This window comes from Paenibacillus sp. PsM32 (assembly GCF_030433815.1).
Classification (GTDB): domain Bacteria; phylum Bacillota; class Bacilli; order Paenibacillales; family Paenibacillaceae; genus Saccharibacillus; species Saccharibacillus kyungheensis.
Window position 1 is genome coordinate 1 of sequence record NZ_JARUWY010000008.1, and the last position, 22,582, is coordinate 22,582.

The 22,582-nt window shown below is 38.0% G+C and carries 21 protein-coding genes and 2 tRNA genes; 21 read left to right on the forward strand and 2 right to left on the reverse strand.

What is annotated here, in order from left to right; translation table 11 throughout:
* The first annotated feature begins 157 nt into the window (after positions 1-157).
* Positions 158-243: transfer RNA gene (locus tag QCD85_RS15440), tRNA-Leu, on the forward strand.
* 87 nt (positions 244-330) lie between these two features.
* Here QCD85_RS15440 and QCD85_RS15445 read toward each other — a convergent pair.
* On the reverse strand, positions 331-1,053 hold the full coding sequence (locus QCD85_RS15445) for an SGNH/GDSL hydrolase family protein (RefSeq protein ID WP_301263162.1): 723 nt from the start codon (positions 1,051-1,053) through the stop codon (positions 331-333).
* Positions 1,054-1,697: 644 nt separating this feature from the next.
* Here QCD85_RS15445 and QCD85_RS15450 point away from each other — a divergent pair.
* The 20 genes from QCD85_RS15450 (at position 1,698) to murI (ending at position 21,856) form a co-directional block, all read left to right on the forward strand.
* A complete protein-coding gene (locus tag QCD85_RS15450) occupies positions 1,698-3,092 on the forward strand; it encodes a glycosyl hydrolase (RefSeq protein WP_301263163.1) in 1,395 nt (464 codons plus the stop codon).
* A 249-nt stretch (positions 3,093-3,341) separates the two neighbouring features.
* Complete coding sequence (locus QCD85_RS15455; protein WP_301263164.1) at positions 3,342-4,388, forward strand: LacI family DNA-binding transcriptional regulator; 1,047 nt, start codon at positions 3,342-3,344, stop codon at positions 4,386-4,388.
* A 247-nt stretch (positions 4,389-4,635) separates the two neighbouring features.
* Positions 4,636-5,886 carry an ABC transporter substrate-binding protein gene (locus QCD85_RS15460; protein WP_301263165.1) on the forward strand — a complete coding sequence of 417 codons (1,251 nt, stop codon included), beginning with the start codon at positions 4,636-4,638 and terminating at the stop codon, positions 5,884-5,886.
* A gap of 130 nt (positions 5,887-6,016) precedes the next feature.
* Positions 6,017-6,901, forward strand: a complete 885-nt coding sequence (locus tag QCD85_RS15465; RefSeq protein WP_301263166.1) for a carbohydrate ABC transporter permease — start codon at positions 6,017-6,019, stop codon at positions 6,899-6,901.
* Between the two features lie 6 nt (positions 6,902-6,907).
* Complete coding sequence (locus tag QCD85_RS15470; protein ID WP_301263167.1) at positions 6,908-7,735, forward strand: carbohydrate ABC transporter permease; 828 nt, start codon at positions 6,908-6,910, stop codon at positions 7,733-7,735.
* A gap of 37 nt (positions 7,736-7,772) precedes the next feature.
* Complete coding sequence (locus QCD85_RS15475) at positions 7,773-10,457, forward strand: glycoside hydrolase family 2 protein (RefSeq protein WP_301263258.1); 2,685 nt, start codon at positions 7,773-7,775, stop codon at positions 10,455-10,457.
* A 225-nt stretch (positions 10,458-10,682) separates the two neighbouring features.
* Positions 10,683-11,354, forward strand: coding sequence for a uracil-DNA glycosylase (locus QCD85_RS15480; protein ID WP_301263168.1), 672 nt, complete (start codon positions 10,683-10,685; stop codon positions 11,352-11,354).
* Positions 11,355-11,382: 28 nt separating this feature from the next.
* Positions 11,383-11,799 carry a hypothetical protein gene (locus QCD85_RS15485; RefSeq protein WP_273613057.1) on the forward strand — a complete coding sequence of 139 codons (417 nt, stop codon included), beginning with the start codon at positions 11,383-11,385 and terminating at the stop codon, positions 11,797-11,799.
* Between the two features lie 169 nt (positions 11,800-11,968).
* Complete coding sequence (locus tag QCD85_RS15490) at positions 11,969-13,867, forward strand: Ig-like domain-containing protein (protein WP_273613056.1); 1,899 nt, start codon at positions 11,969-11,971, stop codon at positions 13,865-13,867.
* A 206-nt stretch (positions 13,868-14,073) separates the two neighbouring features.
* Positions 14,074-14,340 carry a hypothetical protein gene (locus tag QCD85_RS15495; RefSeq protein WP_273613055.1) on the forward strand — a complete coding sequence of 89 codons (267 nt, stop codon included), beginning with the start codon at positions 14,074-14,076 and terminating at the stop codon, positions 14,338-14,340.
* A 147-nt stretch (positions 14,341-14,487) separates the two neighbouring features.
* Positions 14,488-14,559 (forward strand) — tRNA-Val (locus QCD85_RS15500).
* A gap of 61 nt (positions 14,560-14,620) precedes the next feature.
* Complete coding sequence (locus QCD85_RS15505; protein ID WP_273613054.1) at positions 14,621-14,929, forward strand: hypothetical protein; 309 nt, start codon at positions 14,621-14,623, stop codon at positions 14,927-14,929.
* 230 nt (positions 14,930-15,159) lie between these two features.
* Positions 15,160-15,327 (forward strand): hypothetical protein, encoded by a 168-nt coding sequence (locus QCD85_RS15510; RefSeq protein WP_273613053.1) that lies wholly within the window; start codon positions 15,160-15,162, stop codon positions 15,325-15,327.
* Between the two features lie 463 nt (positions 15,328-15,790).
* Complete coding sequence (locus QCD85_RS15515) at positions 15,791-16,405, forward strand: hypothetical protein (protein ID WP_273613052.1); 615 nt, start codon at positions 15,791-15,793, stop codon at positions 16,403-16,405.
* Positions 16,406-16,628: 223 nt separating this feature from the next.
* The gene (locus tag QCD85_RS15520) at positions 16,629-17,408 is read left to right on the forward strand and encodes an amino acid ABC transporter substrate-binding protein (RefSeq protein ID WP_301263169.1); all 780 of its coding nucleotides are present in this window, start codon (positions 16,629-16,631) and stop codon (positions 17,406-17,408) included.
* Positions 17,409-17,556: 148 nt separating this feature from the next.
* Positions 17,557-18,216 carry an amino acid ABC transporter permease gene (locus QCD85_RS15525; protein ID WP_273613050.1) on the forward strand — a complete coding sequence of 220 codons (660 nt, stop codon included), beginning with the start codon at positions 17,557-17,559 and terminating at the stop codon, positions 18,214-18,216.
* Positions 18,217-18,231: 15 nt separating this feature from the next.
* The gene (locus QCD85_RS15530) at positions 18,232-18,978 is read left to right on the forward strand and encodes an amino acid ABC transporter ATP-binding protein (protein ID WP_273613049.1); all 747 of its coding nucleotides are present in this window, start codon (positions 18,232-18,234) and stop codon (positions 18,976-18,978) included.
* Positions 18,979-19,076: 98 nt separating this feature from the next.
* Positions 19,077-19,832, forward strand: a complete 756-nt coding sequence (locus QCD85_RS15535) for an SDR family NAD(P)-dependent oxidoreductase (protein ID WP_301263170.1) — start codon at positions 19,077-19,079, stop codon at positions 19,830-19,832.
* Positions 19,833-19,938: 106 nt separating this feature from the next.
* Complete coding sequence (locus QCD85_RS15540; RefSeq protein WP_301263171.1) at positions 19,939-20,958, forward strand: alpha/beta hydrolase; 1,020 nt, start codon at positions 19,939-19,941, stop codon at positions 20,956-20,958.
* A gap of 112 nt (positions 20,959-21,070) precedes the next feature.
* Positions 21,071-21,856: a glutamate racemase gene (gene murI, locus QCD85_RS15545; protein ID WP_301263172.1), complete on the forward strand. Its 786-nt coding sequence runs from the start codon at positions 21,071-21,073 to the stop codon at positions 21,854-21,856.
* A 173-nt stretch (positions 21,857-22,029) separates the two neighbouring features.
* Here murI and QCD85_RS15550 read toward each other — a convergent pair whose 3' ends face one another.
* Entirely contained in the window at positions 22,030-22,455 is a 426-nt protein-coding gene (locus tag QCD85_RS15550) for a hypothetical protein (RefSeq protein WP_301263173.1), read from the reverse strand.
* Between the last annotated feature and the right edge of the window lie 127 nt (positions 22,456-22,582).

The window sequence follows — 22,582 nt, forward strand, 5'->3', positions numbered from 1 at the left end:
CGCACAGGACTTAAAATCCTGCGGTAGGTGACTACCGTACCGGTTCGATTCCGGTCCTCGGCATACTTATATTTTTGATATAAGTATAACGCATTATAATCAGTACATAAAGACAAGCAGCACATGTATAACCCTCAAGATCAATGTGGGTTACTGTGCCGGGGTGGCGGAACTGGCAGACGCACAGGACTTAAAATCCTGCGGTAGGTGACTACCGTACCGGTTCGATTCCGGTTCTCGGCATTATGAGATGTACCATTATACAAAAAAAGATCGTTTTCCTCTTATGTAATATATAGAGGAAAACGATCTTTTTTTGTTGTTTCTGTTTTACGAAAGATATGGTTTGAGGTTTTCCAAAATAACAGCATAAGCATTAGGCCACATATGAATTCCATCTGTCGAAAATTCTTCTTTTAAATTGCCATGTTCATCTGCTAATCCTTCATTTACATTGATAAAGTGAAAATGGTGTTGGCTAGCCAGTTCTTCAATGGCAGTGTTAGCTTCCTCAATATTAGATAGAGTACGTGTAGCAAACATCTCCGCTTTCATTGAAGGATCAAGTCCAAAATCAGCTTCTCCATTCACAGGATAGTATGCCATCACATAGACTTCGCATTGAGGTAATCTGTCTTTAATTTGATCCATAATTGTATTGTAATTGGTAAGAAGCGTTTCTTTTTGATAGCCATTTGGTCCAATAGATCCAATATCATTTGATCCAATATTAATAAATATTTTGGATGGAGCAAGTGCAAAAATACAATCATCCATCACTTCAAGAAGATCAGCCGTCGTACTTCCAGCAATGCCTCGATTGTAGATGATCTTTTGTAAATTAAGATTCAGTTGCATTTCATTGCTAGGGAACCATTCCATCAAAGAAGAACCTACAAATAAAATTTGTTCTTTCGTGATAAAATGATTAAGTAGTTTATATTTTTGATGTGTACTTTTCTTTTGTTCGCTAAAGTTATTCATCATTACAGTCTGAATCACTGCTTGCACATCCTGATCTTGCATTAGTTTCTTCATTTGTTCTGGACTCATAGTTGATCTGCTCCTTTAGATTAGGTTGAGAATGTATTCATATCTTTATTATTTGCTTTTACTAAGACAAGCATATACCTAGAATAAATCAATGTACAATATTGCAGGGCTAATGATTTGGGATAGGGCAAACGACAGGAAGCAATGTCTAGTGATATAGACAGCTCTCACTGTACGTTCTAAGCAGAATGTACATTTGTAAATGAATTAATACCTTCTGCACCTTTTGTCCTTATAGAGCGAATATAGAGCGCTCTCTTGCGAATAAGTAGTTGTTATCATTCGTGTTTAATAGCTTCAATACAAACAACATTAAAGTCATACAATATACGTGTACATATAACTTTATAATATCTAGAAAGATTATCCTGTATAGGGTGATCTTTTTTTTGTGAAAGATTATTCCAGATAATACTAAAAATATATATATTTTTATATTTAAATTATGTATTATATGTATAGTGAACAAAATTCAAAATATTTAAAAAAATATAATTATATTAATTAAAATAATTAAGGAGGTGATAAAACGTACTCTGAAATCTTTTTTAGTATCTTTATAAATTGGGAATGTACGTTATATATCGTTAGTTAAAGGATAGGAGTAGATAGAAAATACTGAACTTGATAAAGGAGGCAATATGATGGTGAAAACAAGTCGTACTTTGTTGCTGGTTCTAGTAATGTTCAGTTTGGTGTTTGGAGGTGTAGCTGTTTCTTTGTCATCTCAAGTGGAAGCAGCAGATGTTAATCTGGCACAGGGAAAACAAGTGACTGTTTCTTCTACAGAAGCCAGTGGTAATATCGCAGCTAATGCAGTAGACGGTAATTTATCGACCAGATGGGCATCGACAAATAGCGATACACAATATTACATTGTAGATCTCGGAACAGCTCAATCGGTATCCAGTGTTATTTTGCGTTGGGAGACTGCTTATGCGAAGCAATTTCAGATTCAGACATCTACCGATAATGTAAATTGGACGACAGTGTATTCGAACTATAGCAACACGGGAGGAACCAATACGATTACGTTTCCATCGACTACCGCTAGATATGTGAAAATGTATGCGTTTCAACGGGCGACTACCTATGGTTACTCGTTATACGAATTTGAAATATACGGCAGTGGTACACAAGCGGCTACAGGAGTACTTGATTATATTAAAAGCATCAGTGGCAAACAAACTGTAATTGGAATGCACAATCGTGAACCGAATGCTACACCTGCTGTACAGACAGAGAAAGTCAAAAGTATTACAGGTAAATATCCAGGGTTATGGAGTGGTGATTTATTATTTTCAGCCAATGATGTCAACAATCGTTGGAATATGATCTATGAAGCTAAAAAGCAGTGGGATAACGGAGCGATTGTGCAGGTGATGATGCACGTTACACCACCTACACAAGCCGATGCAGGCAATTGGGAAGGCGGAGTAGTCAGTCATTTAAGCGATGCTCAGTGGAAAGACTTAACGACTAACGGTGGTACATTAAACAAAGCGTGGAAAGCTCGCTTAGACAACTATGCGCAATATCTTCAGTATTTAGAAGACAATAAAGTCACTGTATTATTCCGTCCATTCCATGAAATGAATCAAGGGGTATTCTGGTGGGCAGGTCGTCCGGGTAGTACGGGTACTGCTGAATTGTATCGTTTGACTCATGATTATCTTGTAAATACCAAAGGGTTAAGTAATCTGGTATGGGTATGGGATATGCAAGATTTGGATCTGAATTGGAATGTATACAATCCAGGTAATGCTTATTGGGATATATTTGCTTTAGACGTATACAACCCTGATGGATTCACTACGCAAAAATACAATACAGCTTTGAGCGTAGCCAATGGCAAGCCGATAGCGATTGGTGAATGTGATGTATTACCTACACCTAGTCAGTTAGCGGCTCAACCGAAATGGACATTTGCTATGAGCTGGGCAGAGCTAACATTTGAAAAGAATACCAACGCTCAAATCCAGACTGTCTATAATGCGTCTAATGTGATTACACGTGATGAGTTACCGAAGCTAAAGTAATAGTGAAGCAAAGGAAAGATTAGAGTTAGAGTATAAGTATTTTATTGTATGTAGCAAGTCATATTAGATAGCTTGTAAAATAATCGATCCAAACAGTGGGCTAAGAGAAATCTCTTGGTTGCTGTTTGGATTTTTTTTGATACATATAGAGAATAGGATTAGAGTTGAAATTTGTTGAATAAAGCTTTATTGTTAAGTCAAGTGAATCCACTGTAGATAGACGATAGAACAAAGGGGATGATTAGCTCCATGAAAAAAATTACGCTCCAAGTGATTGCAGATGAATTGAAAGTCTCCAAAGCACTTGTCTCCAAAGCGTTATCCAATGACCCTGCTGTAAATGAAGGTACACGAGAAAAAATATGGCAAACAGCTGAAGAAATGGGTTACCGTATTAAGCCTGTTCGCAAAAAAGCTTCCGATACTCAAACAGGCAATATCGTTGTTCTGATGCCGAGAGCATATCTAGATGATATTGAATACTGGGGTAAAGTCATGCAAGGGGTAGAAGCTGAATTAACCAATCACCAATTTAGTATGATTTTATCGACAATAGATATTAGTTTATTCCCAAAAGAAGGATTGCCGTCTAGCATTTATGATCGCAAAGCCGATGGAGCGATAGTGATGGGACATTTGCCGGATAATTATATCGAAATGCTACGCTCGATCGATTTCCCATTTGTTATGTTAGATGCTAACTTACTTGATCCTTCGATTGATCATATTCTTGCAAATAACTTTCTTGGTGCTTATCAAGCGACCAATTATTTGTTTGCACAAGGTCATCGGAAAATAGGATTTGTGGGCGATCCAGATGCTTCGTGGAGCTTTCGTGAACGTAGTCGGGGATTTCGTGAAGCGATTCGTGATTTTAATGAGAAAAATGATGAAGAAATTCAAGCTACATTTATTGCTGGTATCGGTGTAAGTGGGACAGGGATGTACATTACAGGTGAATTTGCAGATACATTGAAAACGCAAACAACTTCAGAGCAAGCTTTAACTGGACTATTTTGTGGGAATGATGTAGTTGCTCTGGAAACACTCAGTCTATTATCGAAATGGGATATTCATTGTCCGGATGATGTATCGATTATCGGGTTTGACGATTTGACGTTAACAGAATTGATGAATCCCAAATTAACGACTATTCGTGTTCCCAAAAATGATATTGGCATGCGCGCAGTACAGATGTTAATGCGCCGAATCGAACATCCTGAGGTTACGCCCGAGCACATATTGATGTCTACCCAATTGATTGAGCGAGCATCGATTACAGTACCCAAGCAGTGATATAGAAGAAAGTCATAGTGATAAACGACGAAAAGCGATGTTATACAACGATATGGAATACAAATAGTTTATAAAAGGCACTTAGCAAGCATTACTTATGCGCTAAGTGTCTTTTTGTTATGTATTTATCTAAAGTCTATTTTAAAAATATCAATAAGTTGAATTAAATATAATTATATTGTTGAAATAAAAGTTTAATTATGTTAATGTTTGAATGTAAGCGATATCAATATTAGGGGGCTTTAAAGTGAAAAAGATATATTTGTCTGTACTGCTCGTTTGTATATTTTCGGTATTGTTAACAGCCTGTGGTGGAAGTCAGAGCACATCAGCAGACAAAAATGAAATTAGTGGCACGATCACTTTTTTAACAAATCGGACAGATATGGTTGGCGAAAAATATGATGATTATGCTAAACGTTTTAATGAAAAATATCCAGATGCTCATGTTGAATTTGAAGCAGTTACAGATCTAGACAAAACGACCAAAATTCGTGTCGGTTCTGGCGAATTTCCTGATGTGGTATTAATTCCAACGATTCCTAACTCAGACCTCCCCAAATATTTCACCCCATTAGATGATCTCGGATTGAATGATCGTATTTATTTTAAAGATTACAAATCGTTTGAAAACAAAGTGTATGGTATTTCAGTAGGTGCGACTACAACAGGTATTTTATACAACAAAAAAGCTTTTGCCGATGCAGGTATTACTGCGGTTCCCCAAACGCTTGATGAGTTCTATGCAGCAGCAGACAAACTCAAAGCCGCAGGCAAAGTTGCGTTAGCTTCTAATTTTAAAGATCAGTGGACATTGTATCCGTGGTCTTCTGAGATTCCAACTGCAATTGCAGGCGATGCTAATCTCAACAACAAACGACTTGAAAGTGATGCTCCTTATCAACTGGATAACCCTTACGGTCAATCGATGAGCATTATTCGCAATATGTATGAAAAAGGTTATTTAGAGCCAGATATTAACTCTACCAATTGGGAACAATCTAAAAAAGATATAGCTAGCGGTAAATTTGCGATGTATGTGATCGGTAACTGGGCGATTCCCCAAGTGATTGAAAGTGGCACTGATTCCAGCAATATCGGATACTTTCCATTTCCTTACGATAATTCTGGTAAATACAATGTCACATTAGCACCGGACTGGGCGTATGGTGTGAACAAAAATAGTGAGCATCCTGCAACAGCCAAAGCTTTTGTAAAATGGATGCTAGAAGATTCAGGGTTCGATGATTTTGCTGGATTTATCCCTGTATTGAAAGACAAAAAGCCAGCTGTAGAACAACTGACAGAATTTAATAGCTTCAAACCCAAGTATCTAGAAGCAGTATCTGATGATCCTAAAGTCACTGCTATCGTCAATAAAGCACAAATTACTAAAGAAGCATTTGTACAAGAATTTGTATTAGCTCCTGATCCACAAACGATTATGGATAAATATAATGCCGCATGGGCAAATGCCAAAAAATCGTTAGGTCATTAACAATAGGACATAGACGTCTATTTGTGCTCACACTAGAACAGATAAAGAAGATCAGCAAAGCAGGTCATTTTATTAGAGTGATCTTGCTTTGCTGAATGAAGCTGTTACAGAAAGGGAATGAAGTGGAACGATGAGTCATATTTCATATCCATTACAACGAAAATTGATATTGATTTCGTTTTTGTTAATACCTTTAGCATTATTAGTTATTTTTACGTATTATCCAGCGATGCGATTAGTGTACTTGAGCTTTACCAGTTGGGATGGAATCAGCCCGGTCAAAGAGTGGCTTGGACTGGGTAACTATATTGAAATTTTCACCAATCCTGATTTGTTTGGTGTATTTCTTCATCAGATTCCTTATGTATTGATCGGGATTATTCAAAATATCGTAGCGATTGTATTTGCTGTAATTTTAAATTCCAAATTGCGAGGACGTAATTTTTTTAGAGTCATGTTATTTCTTCCTTTTATTATGAATGCTGTTGCAGTGGCTTTTATGTTTCAGTATGTATTTGATACGACCAATGGATCGTTAAATGGATTGCTTGGGCTTGTTGGATTAGAGTCATGGCAACAAAGTTGGTTAGGGAATGCTTCGCTGGTCAACTATGCACTGGCATCTATCGGATTTTGGCGCTTTATGGGCTACAATATGGTCATTTATCTGGGAGCTCTTCAATCGATTCCCGGAGATATGTATGAAGCCGCCAGAATAGATGGAGCCAGCCGATTTCAAATGTTATGGTCGCTTACGATTCCTAATTTGACACCTATTATTTCATTAAATATGTTCCTTACGCTTAGTGGTGCTTTGGCGGTATTTGATTTACCGTTTGTTTTAACTAAAGGTGGACCTGCTGGAGCAAGTGAAACATTTTTGTTCAAAACGATTGAAACAGCATTCCAATTTAACAATTACGGTCTAGCTTCAGCGATGAGTGTAGTTCTGCTTTTATTTACAGCCATTATTTTGGTGGCACAAAATCTAGTCATTAATCGGAAAGGAGATTAACTGCTTATGAATCGAAAGTTTGATATCGTGCATATGCTCAAATATGTCATTTTGATCGTAGGAACATGTACCGTTTTATTTCCGCTGTATGTGGTATTTGTGAATGCATTCAAAAAAGAAGATGAAGGCAGTAATCCTTTCTCGTTACCTGCTAGTTTTTTGAATTTTGAAAACTTTGCCAATGTTATCGATCGGGCAGATATTATGCATGCTTTTTTGAATACATTTCTAATTATTATTATCGCATTGCTTGGCAATATTATACTCGGTACGATGGTGGCTTATGCTGTAGGTCGAATTCAATTTAGAGGCAAAAGGTTAGTGATTGGTGCGTTTCTGATCGCTACTATTATTCCGACGATTACGACTCAAGTGGTGACATTTTCGATTATTCAAGCGATAGGTATTTATAATACGCTTTACGCACCGATTTTATTATTTGTAGGCGCCGATGTGATTCAGATCTATATCTATTTGCAATTTATCAAAAATATTCCGTATGAATTGGACGAAAGTGCCATGATGGACGGAGCCAGTCTGTTACGGATTTATCGCAGTATTATTTTACCGTTACTTGGGCCGGCAACAGCGACTTTGATTATTTTGAAAACGATCAATATTTACAATGAGTTATATATTCCATTTCTGTATATGCCCAAGCAAGATTTGGTTGTGGTCTCTACAGCGATTATGCGGTTTGCAGGCAATAATCAAGCCCAATGGACGAATATATGTGCGGCAATTCTAATTATTATGATTCCGACGATTTTGTTGTATTTGTTTTTGCAAAAGTATATTTTCTCAGGTGTTACCAGTGGAGCAGTGAAAGGATAAGCATCTAACAAAGGAGGGAACGATTCTATTGGCAAGTATGTATACATCTGATCGTGAATATTCGTTAAGCCAGATGACATGGGAACTGAAAGGATTCTGGCCGTGGGTTCCGGTCAAAGGCACAAGTATGGAAATTGGGAACGAATTGCTAGGAGTTACAGAATGGATGCCAGCGACTGTGCCAGGAGGTGTTCATTATGATCTATACCGGGCAGGGTGGATAGAAAATCCGTATCAAGATATGAATAGTCTGCAATGTGAATGGGTGGAGAATCGCTGGTGGGTGTATCGGACTTGTTTTGAATGGAAAGATATTTATCCTCAGACAGATACAGTAGCTACCGAATTAATCTGTCAGGGATTAGATTATGAAGCACTCATTTATTGGAATGGACAATATCTTGGTGAACATATCGGAATGTACGAACCTGCGGTATTCGATATTACAGAGCAACTGCAACAAAGTGAACGTGTTGAACTGTTGATTATACTCAAGCATCCACCGGATGAAATGGGGCAAATCGGCAAAACGTCAGCAACATTTACCCAGAAAAGTCGATTCAACTACAAGTGGGACTTTTCCACACGTCTAATTAATATTGGCATTTGGGATGATATCGTGCTCAAATCCTATCAACATTGTTCTTTACAGGATATTCAAGTAAAGACTGATCTAAACGAACAATATCAAGGAGTTATTCAGATCGGTGGAGAGATCCAGCCACATGGGAAAAGTAAAGGCAAAAAGTCTACGCTAGTACAAGTGGCTATTTGTGATCCGGCAGGAAATGCTCTTGTTCAATTAAAACAATCACTTACAGAGAATGAGTCTACATTTACTATGCAAAGTCTAATAGATTCTCCGCAATTATGGTATCCCAACGGATATGGAGATCAGCCACTATATACGGTAGAGGTTGCATTGCTTCAGCACAATATCATATGTGATATGTATACATGTCGTGTAGGAATACGGCAATTGGAATATGTATCTAATGAAGGAAGTCCAACCGATGCGTTGCCATATACTGTTCGGATCAACGGACGTAAAATCTATATCCGTGGAGCAAATATCACTCCGCTCGATCATTTATATGGAAATGTAACTGCTCGTCGTTATGAATGGCTGATTCATCTTGCCAAAGAAGCAAATATGAATATGCTGCGTATCTGGGGTGGCGGTATTATCGAAAAAAGTATTTTATACGAGCTATGTGATATGCACGGTATTATGATCTGGCAAGAATTTATTCAATCAAGTTCAGGGATCGATAATACGCCTTCACAACGTCCTGAATTTTTGGATTTATTACAACGCAATGCAATCTCAGCGCTTAACAGTCGTCGTAATCATACTAGCCTTACGATCTGGAGCGGTGGCAATGAATTAATGAGTGCACCTAATATTCCTTCCACGTATGATGATCATAATCTAGCATTGCTTCAGCAACTGGTACAGCAGTATGATCCACAGCGAATGTTTTTGCCAACGTCTGCTTCAGGGCCTGTACAATATATCACCCATGAAAAAGGGGTCAGCCATGATGTACACGGTCACTGGAAATACGAAGGTAATCCTCAGCATTATGTGTTGTACGGTGAAGCAGATCATTTATTTCATAGTGAGTTCGGTGTAGATGGACTAAGTCATGTTCGCAGTCTACATAAATTTCTAAGTCAACCTTACCGACGACCGACTTCGATGGAAGATAGTCTGGTCTGGCGACATCATGGAGAATGGTGGGATACGTATGGCCGTGATATCGAATTATTCGGTTCGCTCGATAATTTAGAATCATTTGTAGATTGTAGTCAATGGATTCAAGCCGAGGGATTACGTTTTATTTTGGATTCTAATCGAAGCCGTCAATTTAACAATAGTGGAAGTCTGGTCTGGCAATTGAATGAACCATGGCCAAATGTCACCTGTACCAATCTAGTTGATTATTATAATGAAGCGAAAATGGCTTATTATTGGGTGAAAGAAGCTTATGCTCCTTTTCGAGCAAGTATCGATTATCGCAGTCTGCATTATGTTGTTGGTGAGACGGTGGAGTTTCCGTTACGTGTTGTAAGTAATCATGCGTCCAGAGATTTCACTATCAATATGCAACTATTAGATGGCAAAGGTCAGATGTTACAACACCATTCTATTGTCGGGACAACTAACATCGATCATGCTATTACTCCTACAATATTCTGTTGTGAGATTCCACAGACCGCAGATCAGTTATTTTATATTCGTGTGCAATCAGTATGTGGAGACCAGCCTATTGCAGATAATATCTATCCTTTTTCAACCAGACAACAGTCGATCTACGCCCCTGCGCTTGATCAAGCAGATGTTGACTTAGCAGTAGAAGCTCATCATGATTGGACTCATTCTTCTTTATCAGGATATCATCATACGTCATTCTGGAAACGGGAATACACAGTGACCAATCAAGGTAATACAGTGGCTTTGCATATTTATCCGTATGAATCTACAGACCGATTTTGGATGACAGCAAGCGAAGGGTACTTTACGTTGTTTCCCGGTGAGTCTAAACAAATAGTAGTGACTTGTTGCGATCAAGCCGCAGAACTATTTCCAGCAGATCGGTCGATATTATATACCGCTAAGGATGATCAGAACGAGCAGACATCACAACCTGAAATAGCTTTTGCATCCTTTCAACAACACGCTATCAGAAGCAATATAGAGCAATCATTGAATATGTAGATTTCTTGCCTTTCCAACCTAAAATAAGCTATAATACAGACGCATAGCAACATTTACTTTCTATTATAAATGTTGCTCATAGGTGAACGGTGAGATCCTTAGCATTCAAGTAGGTATACGTGTTTATCATAAGTACACCTATCGTATAAAGGACTGACTCATGAATAATGGGTTGGTCCTTTTTTTGTCAGACTACAAATCAATGAACAAGAAAGGATGTTGTATATGTTCGGTAATGATTGGGATGAAGTGCTCAAAGATGAAATGGAGAAACCTTATTTTCAACAGCTAATGACATGGTTAGATCAAGAGTATGAAGAAGCTGTAGTCTATCCGCCACGTGATTTAATTTTTCAAGCGTTCCGATTAACACCATATGCTGAAGTGAAAGCTGTAATTTTGGGACAAGATCCTTATCATGGAGCAGGGCAAGCAGAAGGATTAAGCTTTTCGGTCATGCCAGGGGTACGAGTACCGCCATCGTTACGTAATATCTACATAGAGTTAAAAGAAGATCTAAATATACCGACACCGAATCATGGTTCGCTTGTACAATGGGGCAAAGAAGGCGTTCTTTTGCTCAATACCGCATTAACAGTCAGAGAATCCAAGCCTGCTTCACATCGAGGTAAAGGATGGGAACAATTCACCGATGCAGTGATCCATGTATTGAATGATCGCTCGGAACCGATGGTGTTTTTATTATGGGGCAATCATGCCGCTGAAAAAGAATCTTTTATTGATCAAGAGCGTCATTTGATTATTCGGTCAGCTCATCCCAGCCCATTTGCAGCTCGCAAAGGATTTTTTGGAAGCAAACCTTTTTCACGTACAAATGAATTTTTAGAGCAACATGGAGAACGTCCGATCGACTGGCATATTCCAAATATCACATAAAGATTCATACTTCAAGGGAGGTGAAAAGATGAAGCATTGGGAAGGTAAAAAAGTAATGGTTACTCGTGACGATGAATATACTTCTAGATTGTATGGTACGATCCAATACTGGGACGAAAGCAAAAATCGATTGATTTTACAACCAGGAGCGATCAATGTGCTATTAAATGATATTTTGTATATCAAAGAATTAGAACAGTTACCTCAAGAATTAGAATCTTCTGCCGCAGAACTGAATCATATCGGGTATGTTATGAAATTACCGGTGCAATTCGATAATGCTATTCTTTTCGGCTCCCAGGTTATGATCTGGCAAGGCGATCGGTTGGTTGAATTACAGGCTAAGATTATAAAACATGATCATCAACAAGTATTTTTAGGCAATGGTCGTATTTTGCGCAAATCAGATTATCGATTTATTGTTCGCTCTCTACGTGGATGCTGAACAGCTTTACTCGTGAAAATACACCTTGATTTTCCAGAAAAAGAAGAGAATTTACAGGACTATAGCCTTATTTTGGATCAATTGTCTTCAAAAATATAGTATTCCAACCGATATTAATACAGGAATGGACAGAGAAGATCACAAATACGTTATACAAGGAGAGAAATTAATGACACATACTGCCAAAATGGCAAAATGGATGCTTGCACTTGTTATCGTAGCGAGTACACTATTTCCAGCCGGAGTTTTCGCAGCAGACAGCAGTGCGGTATCACTCAAATTTTCAGACGACAATGCTTTAACTCTATCTCTAGATGATGATGCTACCGACTTAACAGTATCCACAGTAGACGGTTCAGGCAATACAGAAGATGTATCTGATGATGCAAAATGGACTTCTTCCGCATCTACAGTAGCTACTGTCAAAGCAGGAACAATTACCCCCGTTGGCACAGGTACAACAACAATCACTGCTAAATATGGCGATCTATCTGCTACTAAAAAAGTAACAGTGACTTCACCGTATACAGCATTAAAAATTTCGCCAGAAGTAGCAGCAAATGTAACGATCGGACAGCCTTATACATTCAAAGCAACAGCTACCAAAACAGACGGTAGTTCAGAAGATGTAACTTCTTCAGTAACATGGTCTACATACAGTGCAGCAGTAGCCACTGTATCTCTGGGTACGGTAAAAGGAATCAAACAAGGTACAACAACAATTACAGCTAGATATGCAGGACTTGCAGATACACAAACGATTTATGTACGTTCTTCTTTCCAGGGTCTAATGTTAACACCTGAAGAAGATCAAGTAATGTTTATCGGTGATACTCCAAAACAAATCAAAGCAGAAGTAGCAGATGCCACTCGCGTTCCTACAGATGTAACGAATGATGTGAAATGGACTTCATCTAATGCAATCAATGTAACAGCAGACAATGGTTTGCTAACTCCATGGGTAGAAGGTACTTCTACAATCAAAGCAGAATATGAAGATTATACAAAGAGCTTCAAAGTGACTGTCTACAAAACAATGAAAAAAGTAGAAGCTAGTGTAGATTCAATTGATTTGGTTACAGGAGATAGTGCTACACTTCCTAAAGTAACAGGAACAGCAGTAGATGGAACAACTGTAGATTTGTCTAAGCTTGTAGAATGGAGTGCAGGTGATGGAAGTATTGCTTCAGTCACAAGTACAAAAGTAGAAGCTGAAAGCGAAGGTAACGTTAATTTAGTGGGTACAATTGGTGATCTTAAAGTGACTGTACCGGTATCGGTTCAGACCAAACTACTTGTATTGACACCAGACGTAACAACATTAAGTATTGTGGTTGGTGAGACTGCAAGCTTGCCTAAAGTAGAAGCAATGACAGTAGAAGGTTCTACCGTTGATGTAAGCAATGATATCGATTGGACGTCTTCTTCTGAAAGCTTATTGTTAACAGGTTCCAAAGCAAAAGCTTTATTAAACGGTAAAGCAACGCTTAAAGGAACATACCTTAACAAAACAGTTAAAGTTGCTGTAACGATGGAACCAAAAATTAAATCAATCACTGTTACACCAGATGTGGTTGAGTTGAATATCAAAAAGAGCAAAACTATTAAAGCAGTAGGCATCTATGCTGCAACAGGTAAATCGGTAACATTATCTACTAAAATGAATTGGGTTTCTTCAAATCCTTCTGTAGCGACTGTTAAAGGATCAAGTGTTAAAGCACTGAATCTAGGAACAACAACGTTAACAGGTTCGTATCAAGGGTTAACATTGACAGTTAAAGTGAATGTAACTGCGAAGTTGAAAAAACTAACGTTCTCTGAGAAAGCATTGAAATTGACTGTAGGCGATGCTAAATCTGTTCAAATCGTAGCTGAATACGATACAGGTACTAAAGTCGATGTTACGAAAGAAGCAACATGGACAAGTACTAAAGCAAATATCGCTACAGTAACAGAAGGTAAAATTACAGCACTTGCTAAAGGAACAACTACTATTAAAGTAGAATATGGCGATAAAAAGCTATCAACTACAGTAAATGTAAAAGAAGTTGTACCAGCCAAACAATAATCATATCGACTCACTTCATGTGAGGATATAACTTTAAGACTCTACCTAATCAGGTAGAGTCTTTTGTATAACAAGGATAGTTGGATATAGCAGAAGATATATAGGAGAGCGACTTGCCAAAAGGCAGTACTTCATTTAAAATAAGAACAAAAGTTCGTATATAGTTGTAGATAGACTGTATACGATATTGTTAGGAGAGATACAGAATGTTAGAAGATAACGAACGCAAATTGTTACGTATTTTATATAACTTCTTTTCGTTATACCGTCGTATGCCAGAATGGAGAGAATTATCATTTAAGACAGGCAAAACCACCAACGAACTCAGTCAAATCTTATTGTCTTTAGAAAATAAACAATACATATACTGGGACAGCAAACTTGAAGTAAACAGTATCGTCATGATTCAGGGCTGGGAGCGCAAAGAAAAGACGGTACTGCCTCTTCCAGAGTCTTATTGGACACAATATTGAAGTACATATACAACAGACTTGGCGGAGTCTGTACCCTGCCTAACCGGAAGTATGAATCACTACTAGAGAGCGCATAGTCGTATGCAAGCAATTGATTGACAACACTATAAATTCTTGATATTATATGGAAGTTGTCATACTTATTTTGACCTGTTAGCTCAGCGGGAGAGCACTATCTTGACAGGGTAGGGGTCAGTGGTTCGATCCCACTACAGGTCATAACCGAAAGTCCTTGTCTATCAAGGGCTTTTTTATTTTTTGAATAAAGGAGCGACATCATATGATTCAGCGTTACCGTATTACAAGAGAAATGCAACAACCAGAAGGTCAAGTGGATCCGATTACATTAGAAGAGTGTCAGGCTTATTTTGCGTTGCAGCCGGACTTTATCTATACCCCTGTGTTTACCGTTAAAGGAGAAGCTACGATGTCGATCGAAGGAGATTTCTTCTTGTGGGATATTGGAACAGCTTCAATTCCGTTTCGTCATTATGAAGGTGATCTATACGTATCAGGTACCAATGAAGCTGTTATCCCGAAAATGATAGAAGTGGCTAGTGCATTACGAGCAGACATTGCAGAAGGATAAGGCTGTCTGAATAAAGTTCCAAATGATTTTGGAACTTTTTTTATTTTTCTAAAATTCCTCAAACAACATATTAATACTATTTGATAACGATTACAAACTACATATACCTCTAATCATTTTCTAAGTATTTCCAATATATTTGTAAAAGTGTGTTTTAAACAACTGTAATCGGGGTCATATTAAATAAGCGTATCATTCAAGAGCGTATTAATTGATTTGGAGGAATTATGATGAACTTAGAATCTATGGTAACAGCACCTGTAATGGAAACAGAAGATACAGAAAATAGCTTTGTGGCTCAAGTACATGCTATTTTGAAAAATCGTCAAAATTCCGATTTAGCAGTAAGAGGCAAAATTAGCGAATTGGTTAGCCGATATACAGCAACAACCAACTAAACTGCATACATTTATCTAACAACAACTATAAATCATACTATATATAAAAACAGGTTGAACATTAGTGTTCGCCTGTTTTTTGATGTGTAGATTGATAAAGCATACATAGAGGCTCCTCTTACATATGTATCTGGAAAGTAAAAAAGAGGCAATAAAATACGCTTGATGAAGGTGTAATAAAACAGTAAAAAGCCCTGTATATCTACAAATATTCCAACAAAATACCAGATAGGTTTACTATAAGCACAGAAAAAAATGGTTTAATTTTTGACTTATGGTAAATATTTTTGATAATAACTGTGCTTCTTTTGATTTGAATTGTAATTAAAAGGTTAAATCCTTGTATAGATTAGATTTATTTGTATACGATGGTAGCTTAGTACATTTATTTTAAAGGTATCCACCTTGTCGAATAAACGATTTACTAGCCCAATCAATTCAACAAGAAAAGGGGTAGAATCTTATGCGTCAACAGCACCGATATGTCAATATGGATGTGCAGTACAATGACCAGATTCTTGATGTTAGTATTGTTTTTTATATGTATGGTAAGTTATCCAAATCGTATATTCGTTTTCGTTACAAAAAAGTAGATATCTTTGAATTGTATGATAGTAAAGAAGAAAATTACCAACAAGCTGTAAAAACAATCTGTGAATTGATTGATACGATCGGAGTCGAAACCTATAGAAAATTCGATCGTAGTATGGGCGAATTGAAACGCATCTACAGTAGACGAATTATTGTAGATAATAAAGTATATGCTAATTTTTATGAAAGTGAATTGAGTGTAGGCGAACGATTTATGTATAGCCGCGAAATCATGATGAACGATGGTAACCAATTAGAAGACCATTTGCTAATTGAAGACCGTGAAGATGTAGAATCCAAACAGCAAGTTTTGCGTAATTTGCGTCGCAAAGTTAAAAATTATTTTGAGGAAGTTGAAGTTCTACCGCATCCTCAATATTTAAATACAAAATATAGCTTGGTGTATCAGGACATTACCGATTGGATGGAACAGAATATTCCTACTTATTATATTCAGCGTTTTATGAATGCACTGGAAGCCGTATAATAGCTATTCCAACAGCACCCCTAAGCGGGTGCTTTTTATATGTATTTTTACGATAAGTATTATGATTAGACGTTGGATACATAGTCACAAATGCTAAATAACTAAATATCTTTTACTTCTATACGATAGCGCTCGACTTCACTTCCATGCTATGTTATTATAGTGGTTCTGATAACGTGGTAACGAACTAAAGCGTTCTGTAAATTGTAAGAGGAGCGATCATATGAAACAGAGAAAAATAGCAGGATGGGTATTACTGTTTAGTGTTGTTTTATTGGTATTGGCAGGATGTTCTAGTGGTACTAACAAGGACGACAATAAGTTAGTAATCGGCATCGATGACAAATTTGCACCTATGGGATTTCGTGATGAACAAAATAATATTGTTGGTTTTGATATTGATTATGCCAAAGCGGCAGCTGCTAAAATGGGTAAACAAGTTGAGTTTCAGCCGATAGATTGGTCTGCCAAAGAATCTGAATTAAACAGTGGACGGATTGATCTGATCTGGAACGGATATACGATCACAGATGAGCGCAAGCAAAAGGTACTATTTACCAAACCTTATCTAGCGAATAGTCAGGTGGTGGCAGTGCTTGCTAACTCACCGATTACTACGTTTAATGATCTAGCTGGCAAAACTGTAGGACTACAATCACTATCTTCCGCTTCAGATGCATTAGAAGCAAACCCGATCAAAGCACAACTTAAAGAAGTAAGCGAGTTTCCTGATAATGTACTGGCATTGAGCGATTTGAAAAATGGTCGTCTGGATGCTGTCGTGATTGATGAAGTAGTTGCTCGTTATTATATGTCTAAAGAGCCGAATACTTTTAAATTACTGGATGAATCGTTATCTCCTGAAGAATACGGTATCGGTGTAAAGCAAGGTAATGAAGAATTGCTTAACAGCTTGCAAAAAGCGCTGGATGAATTGAATAGCGATGGTACCGCAGCCAAAATTTCAACAACATGGTTTGGCGAAGATAAAGTTTTGAAATAACACCAGTAAAGATGATGTATAACTGTCTGATAAAATAGTGCACCACATATAAAGGTCATCAGAAAACCGGTTGAGTGATACAACCCGGTTTTCTTTTGTAAAGAGCAAGACTTGAATTCAAAATGTTGAGATGTAGGAGTCGAATATCATGAGTGTAGATTATTTATTACAAATCATAGGCCCGATGCTAGAGGGTGCTAAAAATACGATTATTCTATTTTTGATTGCAATCGTACTTTCCATCCCGTTAGGATTTGGAATTACATTGTTAGCTAATAGCAGTATCAAATTATTATCTTGGATAGCCCATACGTTTATTTATATTACTCGTGGAACACCGCTATTGTTGCAATTACTCTTTTTCTGCTTTGGATTACCGATGTTGCCGATTATAGGTGACTATTTAGTATTTGATCGTTTTGTAGCAGCAGGACTTGCTTTTGTATTGAATTATGCGGCTTATTTTGCAGAGATTTTTAGAGGTGGATTATTGTCGATTGATAAAGGACAACATGAAGCTGCACAGGTGCTTGGACTTAGCAAATGGCAAACGATGACCAAAGTTATTATCCCGCAAATGATTCGGGTAGCATTACCTTCACTGGCAAATGAGTCAATCACGCTGGTAAAAGATACTGCTTTATTGTATGCGGTAGCTGTACCGGAATTGCTTCACTTTGCACAAACAGCTGTCAATCGTGATTTTACAATTACCCCGTTTGTTTTGGCTGGTATTATTTATCTATTAATGACATTAGTATTGACGTTGCTGTTCAAAGGATTAGAACGTCGATTTAAATTTGAATAAAAGGAATGTCTATCTATGACTATGATTGAAGTACAACAACTCAAAAAAAGTTTTGGCGACCTAGAAGTGTTAAAAGGTGTTAATTTTACAGTTGAACCTGGAGAAGTAGTGGCTATTATCGGACCTTCTGGCTCTGGCAAAAGTACTATGTTACGCAGTCTTATTCATCTGGAAGAAGTCAACAGCGGCAGCATTCTATTTCAAGGTCAAGCATTAGTAGAGAACGGCAAATATACTAATGCAAGTCAGATCAAAAAAATAACGTCACGTATGGGAATGGTTTTTCAGCACTTTAATTTATTTCCGCATTTGACGGTGCAACAGAATTTGGAATTGGCTCCCAAAGCGGTCAAAAAAGAAAGTGTAGCTGATATTCGCAAACGCAGTGAAGTCATTTTGAATAAAGTCGGATTGCTTGATAAAGCCAATGTGTTACCAGCCAATCTGTCCGGCGGGCAGAAGCAACGGGTAGCGATTGCGAGAGCATTGATGCTTAATCCTGATATTTTATTATTTGATGAACCGACTTCGGCGCTTGATCCAGAATTAACAGGTGAAGTATTGCGAGTGATGCAACAACTAGCGCAAGAAAAAATCACGATGGTTGTTGTCACACATGAGATGAATTTTGCTAGAGATGTAGCGGATCGGGTGATCTTTATGGATAAAGGCGAGATTGCTGAATCCGGTACTCCGCAACAGATTTTTGAGAATCCTCAACTAGACCGTACCAAAGCTTTTCTTAGTCGTGTAGAAAAATAAAAATCAGTCTATACTTAGAGTATAAATACTTGTAAGTAAGTCTGATACCAGCATGCGATAATGCTATGTATTCAGAATACTTCTGATGGAGGAATAGAATGAATACACAATCCAAAGTAGCTATTATTACAGGAGCTGGAAGCGGTCTTGGTCAAGCAACCGCACTAAAGTTAAGCGATAACGGAGTGAGTGTAGTTGTTGTCGATATCTCTGAAACTGCTGGTCAAGCAACCGTATCTATGATCGAAGCCAAAGGTGGAACAGCCCTGTTTATCGCTGCCGATGTTAGTCAAGCACCACAGGTAGAGCAGTTTGTTGAGCAAACGGTAGCTACATTTGGGCGTATAGATATGTTTTTCAATAATGCAGGCATTTCAGGCCCGGGGCTAAAGTTAGCAGATCATACGATTGAGCAATTCGATCAGATTATTAATATTAATTTGCGTGGAGCTTTTTATGGAATGAAATACGTAATTCCTGAAATGCTCAAAACAGGCGGCGGTTCGATCGTCAATACAGCTTCTACCGCAGGTGTAGTAGGCGTACAGACAGTAGGTCCTTATGCCGCTAGCAAACATGGTATCATCGGCTTAACACGTACAGCAGCGATTGAATACGGCAAAGATCATATTCGTGTTAATGCGATTGCACCGGGTACAATTGAGACACCGATGGTCGCTGAATTTGGTAGACAAAATCCAGAGACGATGAAAGCAACAGTAGACAGTATTCCTTCTGGACGTTTGGGTAGACCGGAAGAAATTGCGAATCTGGTAGCTTTCCTATTAGGTGATGAAGCTCCTTATATTAACGGGGCGGTATATTCTATCGATGGTGCTGTAACCGCGCAATAAGATAGAATAGGTTATCGTACTAGAATTTGGTACAATACGTATGCAAGAACCCTTGAATAATCATTTCAAGGGTTTTTCTTATTTTGAAAGTATAGGAGCTGAAGACATGACTACACTAACATACACACGTCTTATTAATCGAACACTTGAAATTTTGGCAGAGAATAGCAGTCAAGAAGCTTATACTTATATAACTGAACATGCTCATGAAGTGAAAGGTAACGATGCACAGGTATATAACTTTCGTTATTCGTTAGCGGCAGCGTCAGGCATGAATACAGAAGCATTGCAATTATTACAAGAAGCTATTTTAGAAAAAGGGTACTGGTATTCTTCAACGTATTTGCTGGAAGAAGAAGATTTGAAGTCTTTGCGTGATCAAGATGAATTTCAGAAATTAGTAGAACTATGCGCAGAACGAGAAACACTAGCACGTGAAGAGTCTACACCTGAATTGAAAATTCTGTATCCACATGATCAAGAAGATCATACGATAAAGCAGACCATTATTGCGCTACATGGAGATCAGGAAAATATGGAGATTGCAGAACCGTACTGGATCAGTCTACTCGATCATCATTACCGGTTAGCTTTACCTCAATCTTCGCAAATTCTTTTTACAGATGCATATGAATGGGAAGATGTAGAGCAAGGGGTAGAAGAGTTGAAATGGCATCTTAGTGATATTATGACCGAAGATGCGCAAAGCCCTGCTACACCGTCACTCAAGCCGATTGTAGGAGGATTTTCCGCAGGTGCAAGAGTAGCATTATATACAGCGATTCAAGAGCCTACAGCGTTCAGTGGCTTGATTCTATTAGCACCATGGTTGCCGGAAGCATCAGAATGGGAGCAAGGTCTAGCAGGGTTACAAGAAGCAGGAGTGAAGCTTTCGATTATGTGCGGAGAATGGGATGACGATTGTCTACCGGGCACAATGGAACTGATCGAAGCACTTCAAGAAGCTCATGTAGATTACCAGTATATTGAACTGCCTGAACTGGATCATGATTATCCCAAATCATTTGCTCAGTTATTGCACGAATCAGTCACTTATATTCAATCGACAGAACAAGAAGACGAGGATGAACTGAATTCTAAAGAATCTACAGACAACAACGAGTAATCTAAAATTATATCTCAAGTTTATTTTAAAAATGAATTCAAAAAAGTTATAATCATAGAACGACTTTATTACAAAGACAACAAGTTGCCGTCTTGAAAGAAGAGTGAATACATTGAAAATTGGAGTTTTTGACTCGGGGATTGGTGGATTAACTGTTTTACATGAAGTGCTCAAAGTATTGCCAGCAGAAGACTATCTATTTTACGCAGATACTCAACATGTGCCTTACGGTGAAAAGCCTAAAGACGAGGTGCGTCAGTATATTTTTGATGCGGTAGATTATCTGGCAGCGCAACATATCAAAGCATTGGTAATCGCTTGTAATACAGCAACCAGTATAGCGGTGAACGATCTACGTCAGCGTTATGACTTTCCTATTCTTGGGATTGAACCGGCAGTTAAGCCTGCTGTGCAGAACAGTATGATCAAGCACAAAAAAGTACTGGTTTTAGCAACAACATTAACATTACGAGAAGAAAAATTTCAAAATTTGGTACGTTCAATAGATACAGCTGATATTGTGGAAAGTTTGGCTTTGCCAGGTCTGGTACAACTAGCAGAAAAAAGACAGTTTGCAGAGGCAGAGGTACAGTCTTATTTACAACAAGCGCTAGCAGGATTGGATCTCAATCAATATGGTACTATCGTATTAGGATGTACACATTTTCCTTATTTTAGAGAACATTTGCATCATTTCTTTCCTGAAGAAGTCGATATTATTGATGGTGGAGAAGGAACTGCACGCAATCTGTACCGCATTTTGCAACAACGTTCTCAGATCGGTGAAGGAACAGGTCAGATCAGTTATGTAGAATCAGGTCAGATTATCTATGACCCTGAGCGACTCAATAACTATGATCAATTGCTGTTGAGATTGTCAGCTTCTTCGACATTTTGATGATTGAGAAATCCAATTGAGCATACACAAAAGATATCAAGTCAAGCGCAGACTTCTATGGGAAGCTGCGCTTTTTTGTGATAGATATAAGAGGAGAGTATGGAGTTGAAAGATGGATATTATAGAAATATACATTATCACCATAACAATAAATGTAACTGGCGCAGCTATGATTACGAAACTTGCGTAGGAGAAGTAGAAGCAACATTAGGCGTTGTGACATGGCGAAGAGAACGGGTAGTTGTAATCGAGATGAATTTACGTCTGGTAGCAGTAGGTCTGACGACAGATTGAGTTATAGCAGTAGAAGATTCAGTAGTCTGGCGAGCTGTAGCATCTATAATCGGAGATGCAGTATATCCAGTCAGACGAGGATGAAGCGGTTGAACAGGCTTAATCGTAGGCTTGAGCTTGGACTTCGCAGGTTGCCACGCAAGAATCTGATCTTCGCGAAATGTACGCGGACTACCTGTACGTAGACAGTCAGCATAGACTAGACCTTTGCGAATATGCTTAATCTCGATACGTCGCTGTGTCAGTTGATTAGAACGATCCATATATACAATTTCCACAATTTCACCTACATATTTAGATAACATAGCATGTACTCCTATCCGAACATTTGTTCTTATTTATATTCTTATTATATACGAACATACGTTTCTTTTTCAAGTGTTATTTGTTGTTTTCAAAATAAGTACCAATTACATATGGATCGTACCATAC

What these genes read in the sequence shown, in the direction of transcription:
- QCD85_RS15445 (WP_301263162.1), bottom strand. Translation starts at nt 1,053, where the DNA reads ATGAGTCCAGAACAAATGAAGAAACTAATGCAAGATCAGGATGTGCAA.
- QCD85_RS15450 (WP_301263163.1), top strand. Translation starts at nt 1,698, where the DNA reads ATGGTGAAAACAAGTCGTACTTTGTTGCTGGTTCTAGTAATGTTCAGT.
- QCD85_RS15455 (WP_301263164.1), top strand. Translation starts at nt 3,342, where the DNA reads ATGAAAAAAATTACGCTCCAAGTGATTGCAGATGAATTGAAAGTCTCC.
- QCD85_RS15465 (WP_301263166.1), top strand. Translation starts at nt 6,017, where the DNA reads ATGAGTCATATTTCATATCCATTACAACGAAAATTGATATTGATTTCG.
- QCD85_RS15470 (WP_301263167.1), top strand. Translation starts at nt 6,908, where the DNA reads ATGAATCGAAAGTTTGATATCGTGCATATGCTCAAATATGTCATTTTG.
- QCD85_RS15475 (WP_301263258.1), top strand. Translation starts at nt 7,773, where the DNA reads ATGTATACATCTGATCGTGAATATTCGTTAAGCCAGATGACATGGGAA.
- QCD85_RS15480 (WP_301263168.1), top strand. Translation starts at nt 10,683, where the DNA reads ATGTTCGGTAATGATTGGGATGAAGTGCTCAAAGATGAAATGGAGAAA.
- QCD85_RS15485 (WP_273613057.1), top strand. Translation starts at nt 11,383, where the DNA reads ATGAAGCATTGGGAAGGTAAAAAAGTAATGGTTACTCGTGACGATGAA.
- QCD85_RS15490 (WP_273613056.1), top strand. Translation starts at nt 11,969, where the DNA reads ATGACACATACTGCCAAAATGGCAAAATGGATGCTTGCACTTGTTATC.
- QCD85_RS15495 (WP_273613055.1), top strand. Translation starts at nt 14,074, where the DNA reads ATGTTAGAAGATAACGAACGCAAATTGTTACGTATTTTATATAACTTC.
- QCD85_RS15505 (WP_273613054.1), top strand. Translation starts at nt 14,621, where the DNA reads ATGATTCAGCGTTACCGTATTACAAGAGAAATGCAACAACCAGAAGGT.
- QCD85_RS15510 (WP_273613053.1), top strand. Translation starts at nt 15,160, where the DNA reads ATGAACTTAGAATCTATGGTAACAGCACCTGTAATGGAAACAGAAGAT.
- QCD85_RS15515 (WP_273613052.1), top strand. Translation starts at nt 15,791, where the DNA reads ATGCGTCAACAGCACCGATATGTCAATATGGATGTGCAGTACAATGAC.
- QCD85_RS15520 (WP_301263169.1), top strand. Translation starts at nt 16,629, where the DNA reads ATGAAACAGAGAAAAATAGCAGGATGGGTATTACTGTTTAGTGTTGTT.
- QCD85_RS15525 (WP_273613050.1), top strand. Translation starts at nt 17,557, where the DNA reads ATGAGTGTAGATTATTTATTACAAATCATAGGCCCGATGCTAGAGGGT.
- QCD85_RS15530 (WP_273613049.1), top strand. Translation starts at nt 18,232, where the DNA reads ATGACTATGATTGAAGTACAACAACTCAAAAAAAGTTTTGGCGACCTA.
- QCD85_RS15535 (WP_301263170.1), top strand. Translation starts at nt 19,077, where the DNA reads ATGAATACACAATCCAAAGTAGCTATTATTACAGGAGCTGGAAGCGGT.
- QCD85_RS15540 (WP_301263171.1), top strand. Translation starts at nt 19,939, where the DNA reads ATGACTACACTAACATACACACGTCTTATTAATCGAACACTTGAAATT.
- QCD85_RS15550 (WP_301263173.1), bottom strand. Translation starts at nt 22,455, where the DNA reads ATGTTATCTAAATATGTAGGTGAAATTGTGGAAATTGTATATATGGAT.